The organism is Pseudomonas sp. Sample_24 (assembly GCF_004307605.1).
GTDB lineage: Bacteria > Pseudomonadota > Gammaproteobacteria > Pseudomonadales > Pseudomonadaceae > Aquipseudomonas.
The window spans coordinates 1-4411 of record NZ_RCNW01000455.1 but is presented as its reverse complement, the minus strand read 5'-3'; the positions used below and the strand labels follow the sequence as shown (position 1 = coordinate 4411).

At 60.4% G+C, this 4411-nt stretch carries 5 protein-coding genes; 1 reads left to right on the top strand and 4 read right to left on the bottom strand.

The genetic code is table 11. From position 1 onward, the window contains the following. Positions 1-302 precede the first annotated feature (302 nt). Positions 303-1121, top strand: coding sequence for a tRNA cyclic N6-threonylcarbamoyladenosine(37) synthase TcdA (tcdA, locus tag D8V06_RS26390; protein ID WP_130906379.1), 819 nt, complete (start codon positions 303-305; stop codon positions 1119-1121). Positions 1122-1241: 120 nt separating this feature from the next. On the opposite strand, the gene D8V06_RS26385 is transcribed toward tcdA, so the two are convergent. From D8V06_RS26385 to D8V06_RS26370, 4 genes are all read right to left on the bottom strand, one after another. Beyond that, on the bottom strand, positions 1242-1646 hold the full coding sequence (locus D8V06_RS26385; RefSeq protein WP_130932110.1) for a SufE family protein: 405 nt from the start codon (positions 1644-1646) through the stop codon (positions 1242-1244). After that, on the bottom strand, positions 1643-2848 hold the full coding sequence (locus tag D8V06_RS26380; RefSeq protein ID WP_056856254.1) for a cysteine desulfurase: 1206 nt from the start codon (positions 2846-2848) through the stop codon (positions 1643-1645). Before D8V06_RS26380 ends, D8V06_RS26385 begins: the two co-directional genes overlap by 4 nt. 137 nt (positions 2849-2985) lie before the next feature. Continuing rightward, positions 2986-4020, bottom strand: a complete 1035-nt coding sequence (gene dapD / locus D8V06_RS26375) for a 2,3,4,5-tetrahydropyridine-2,6-dicarboxylate N-succinyltransferase (RefSeq protein WP_056856253.1) — start codon at positions 4018-4020, stop codon at positions 2986-2988. 32 nt (positions 4021-4052) lie between these two features. Next, positions 4053-4394, bottom strand: coding sequence for an ArsC family reductase (locus D8V06_RS26370; protein WP_130932109.1), 342 nt, complete (start codon positions 4392-4394; stop codon positions 4053-4055). Between the last annotated feature and the right edge of the window lie 17 nt (positions 4395-4411).

The window sequence follows — 4411 nt, the reverse complement described above, 5'->3', positions numbered from 1 at the left end:
ACCACCACCAGGTTGAGTCCAAATTTACGCGATGACATAGCTATTTCGGGTTCCAAAGACTGTGGAACAAATAAACGGTCGGCGGCCGTAGAAGGGCGCGCATCCTACACTGGCGGTTCACTGAACGTACACCGGACAGGGAAATGCCGGACGTTGGGCAATCCAAGTCGGTTTAAGTTCTTTGGTTAGAGCGCGTCAGATAAATCTTCGTTCGATGTAGTTTTTCCGGAAGATGTCCGTTCATAGCGTAATGATGCTCTTGACCGTCGGTGGCCCTATAATGCGCGCCGGTTTTTAGGGTAATGGTCATGAGTACAGAAGATCCGCGGTTTGCTGGCATCGCCCGTTTGTATGGCATCGAAGGCCTTGAGCGCTTGAAAGCCGCCCATGTGGCGATCGTCGGCGTCGGCGGCGTCGGTTCCTGGGCGGCGGAAGCCATGGCCCGGTGTGGTGTAGGCGAAATATCGTTGTTCGACCTCGACGACGTCTGCGTCAGCAATGCCAACCGTCAGTTGCATGCACTGGACAGCACTGTCGGCAAACCCAAGGTCGAGGTGATGGCCGAGCGCCTGCGCGGGATCAACCCGGATTGCACGGTGCATGCAGTGCCTGACTTCGTTACCCGTGACACCATGGCTGAATACATCACGCCGAACATCGACTGCGTGATCGATTGCATCGACAGCGTCAACGCCAAGGCAGCGCTGATCGCTTGGTGCAAACGCCGCAAAATCCAGATCATCACCACCGGCGGTGCTGGCGGGCAGATCGATCCGACGCTGATCCAGGTCTGCGACCTCAACCGTACCTTCAACGATCCGCTGGCCTCGAAAGTCCGTTCCACCTTGCGCCGTGACTACGGCTTCTCCCGCACCGTAACCCGCCACTACAGCGTGCCGTGCGTGTTTTCCACCGAGCAACTGCGCTACCCGAAACCGGACGGCAGTATTTGTTTGCAGAAGAGTTTTGTCGGTGAGGGTGTGAAGCTCGACTGCGCCGGTGGTTTTGGCGCCGTGATGATGGTGACGGCGACATTCGGCATGGTCGCGGCGACCAAGGCTGTGGACAAGATTGTGGCGGGTGTGCGGCGGCCGGCGGATCGGGTAAAACCTGCGGTATGACCGATGATCGTTCCCACGCTCTGCGTGGGAATGCAGCCCGGGACGCTCCGCGTCCCTTTCCAGAGCTGGAACGCGGAGCGTCCCTTGAGGCATTCCCACGCAGAGCGTGGGAACGATCGGTCAGGCGGCCAGTTCGCGCATCCGCTGTAGTACGGCATTCAGGCCATTGCTGCGCGACTCTGATAACTGTCGCCCCAATCCCAACTGATTGAACCAATCCGCCAAATCCACCTGCCGCAACTCCACCGCCGACAACCCGTTAACCCGCGCCAACAACAACGCCACCAATCCACGAATCAATCGCGCATCGCTGTTGGCGCTGAATTGCCAGTGCCCGTCGCGTAATTCACCCACCAGCCACACTTGGCTTTCACAGCCGTGCACACGGTTGGCATCACACATTTGCGCATCGCTCAACGCAGGCAGGCGATCGCCCCACTGCATCAGCAGGCGCGCCCGCTGTTCCCAGCCGGCCGCGTTTTGAAAGGTTTCGAGTGCCGTCACGGCATCGGCAGGCAGGTTCATCGCAACAGCTCCAGCGCCTGATCCAGCGCTTCAAAGAACCGCTCCAGATCTTCGGAATCGTTATACAACGCCAACGACACGCGAATCGCCCCGGCCAGATGGAAGCTCTTGAGCAGCGGCATGGCGCAGTGATGACCGGCGCGCACCGCGATCCCTTGTTCGGTCAGCAAGTGCGCCAAGTCAGAGTTATGCACACCTTCGACAGTAAAACTGACCAGTGCCAACTGTGGCTTGCCCAGCAAGTGGACGCCATTGCGTGCAGCAAGGCCTTTGAGCAGATAGTCGTGCAGCGCCGCTTCATGGGCGGACACCGCGTCCTGATCGAGAGCGGCGAGATAGTCCAGTGTCGCCCCAAGACCGATCACACTGGCGATCGGTGGTGTCCCGGCCTCGAATCCCAATGGCGCCGGGCGAAAGCGTGCGTCGTGGTAGTTGGCGTCCAGTACCATCTCGCCGCCGAACTGCCAGGGGCGCAGTCGTTGCAACGCTTCATTGCGACCGAACAACGCACCGAGGCCATCGGGGCCGTAGAGCTTGTGGCTGGAAAACACATAAAAGTCGCAACCCAGCGCCTGCACATCATGGCGACCATGGACCACGCCTTGCGCGCCGTCGACCACGGTCAAGGCGTTGTGCGCCTTGGCCATTGCCAGCAGCGCAGGCAAAGGCTGCCAGGCGCCGATCACGTTGGACAATTGGCTGACGGCCAACAGACGCGTGCGCGGACCGATCAAGCCGGTGGCGGCTTCAAGATCGATCACACCGTCGGCATCCAGTGGCAGGACCACCAGTTTCAGCTCACGGCGGTGCGCCAGTTGCTGCCACGGCAGCAGGTTGGCGTGATGCTCCAGGGCGCTGATGACAATCTCGTCGCCCGGATGGAATAGATGCTCCAGGCCATAAGCCAGCAGATTCAGCGCGGACGTCGCGCCATGGGTAAAGATGATCTGCCCGCTGTCGGCGGCATTGAGCCATTGCGCGACTTTGCGGCGGCTGTCCTCGAACGCCTGGGTGGCGTGGGCGCCGGGCAAATGTTGTGCCCGATGCACGTTGGCTGCGCCGTTGGCATAGTAATGCGCCAGGGCATCCAGCAGGGCTTGAGGTTTTTGCGTGGTGGCGGCGTTGTCCAGATAAGTCTGGCCTTGCCGTTGCAGGGCGGCGATGGCTGGAAAATCGGCGCGCCAGGGAGAGGGAATCAGCATGTTATCGGGCCCTGGTGAACATGGGCGGGGTTACACCGCACTACTGTGGGAGCAAAGCTTGCTCGCGATGGGGCCTTTGGACCGCCAAAAGTATCGCGGGCAAGCCATGCTCCTACAGAGGGGCGATGATGCGCTGCTTAGTTGTGAGCGTGCAGCGCTTCGTTCAGTTCGATAGCCGATTTGTGGGTTTTGCATTCCACAGCGCCGGTTTCCGAATTGCGACGGAACAGCAGGTCGGCCTGGCCGGCCAGTTCACGAGCCTTCACTACTTTGACCAGTTGGTTTTTCTCGTCCAGCAGCGCCACTTTGGTACCAGCGGTCACATACAGGCCGGACTCAACGGTATTGCGGTCACCCAATGGAATGCCGATACCGGCGTTGGCGCCGATCAGGCAGCCTTCACCGACCTTGATCACGATGTTGCCGCCGCCCGACAGGGTGCCCATGGTCGAGCAACCGCCGCCCAGGTCCGAACCCTTGCCGACGAACACGCCAGCCGAGACGCGACCTTCGATCATGCCCGGGCCTTCGGTGCCAGCGTTGAAGTTGATGAAGCCTTCGTGCATCACGGTGGTGCCTTCGCCCACGTAGGCACCCAGACGCAGACGCGCCGCGTCAGCGATGCGCACGCCGGCCGGTACCACGTAGTCGGTCATTTTCGGGAACTTGTCCACCGAGAACACTTCCAGCAGCTCGCCACGCAGGCGCGCTTCCAGTTGGTGTTCGGCCAGTTCGCCCAGGTCGATCGCGCCCTGGCTGGTCCAGGCAACGTTGGGCAGCAACGGGAAGATGCCAGCCAGGTTCAGGCCGTGCGGCTTGACCAGACGATGGGACAGCAAGTGCAGCTTGAGGTACGCCTCAGGGGTCGAAGACAGTTGCGCGTCTTCAGCCAGCAAGGTGGCGACCAGTGGCTTGTGGCTCTCGGCCAGACGGGTCAGCAGGGCAGCCTGGGCAGCGTCGACGCCTTTGACGGCTTCGGCCAGTTGCGAGGCCTGAGCCGTGGTGAATGCGATGGCCTGATTGCCTTCGCTGTAGCCCAGGATCGGCGCGATGGCGGCGACCAGTTCGGCCGACGGGTTGAGCAACGGCTGCGCGTAGAACACTTCCAGCCATGCGCCTTCACGGTTTTGAGTGCCGACACCAAAGGCCAGGCTGAACAGGGTAGTGGACATGTTGATACCTCTAACAAATTGAAACGGGCTGCTTACTTGAGCGCGGCCGCGTAGATATCTGGCTTGAAGCCAATCAGGGTTCGGTCACCGAGATCGAGCACCGGGCGCTTGATCATCGAAGGTTGTGCGAGCATCAGTTCAATGGCTTTCGACTGGTCGAGATCGGCTTTGCGTTCGTCGTCGAGCTTGCGAAAGGTCGTGCCTGCGCGGTTCAACACCACTTCCCAGCCGTGCTCGTTGCACCATTGGGTCAGGTGTTCCCGGTCGATTCCGAGCGCCTTGTAATCATGAAAGTCATAGCTGACAGCGTGTTCATCGAGCCAGGTGCGCGCCTTTTTCATGGTGTCGCAGGCCTTGATGCCGAAAAGGTGCAACGTTTTACTTGAAACGG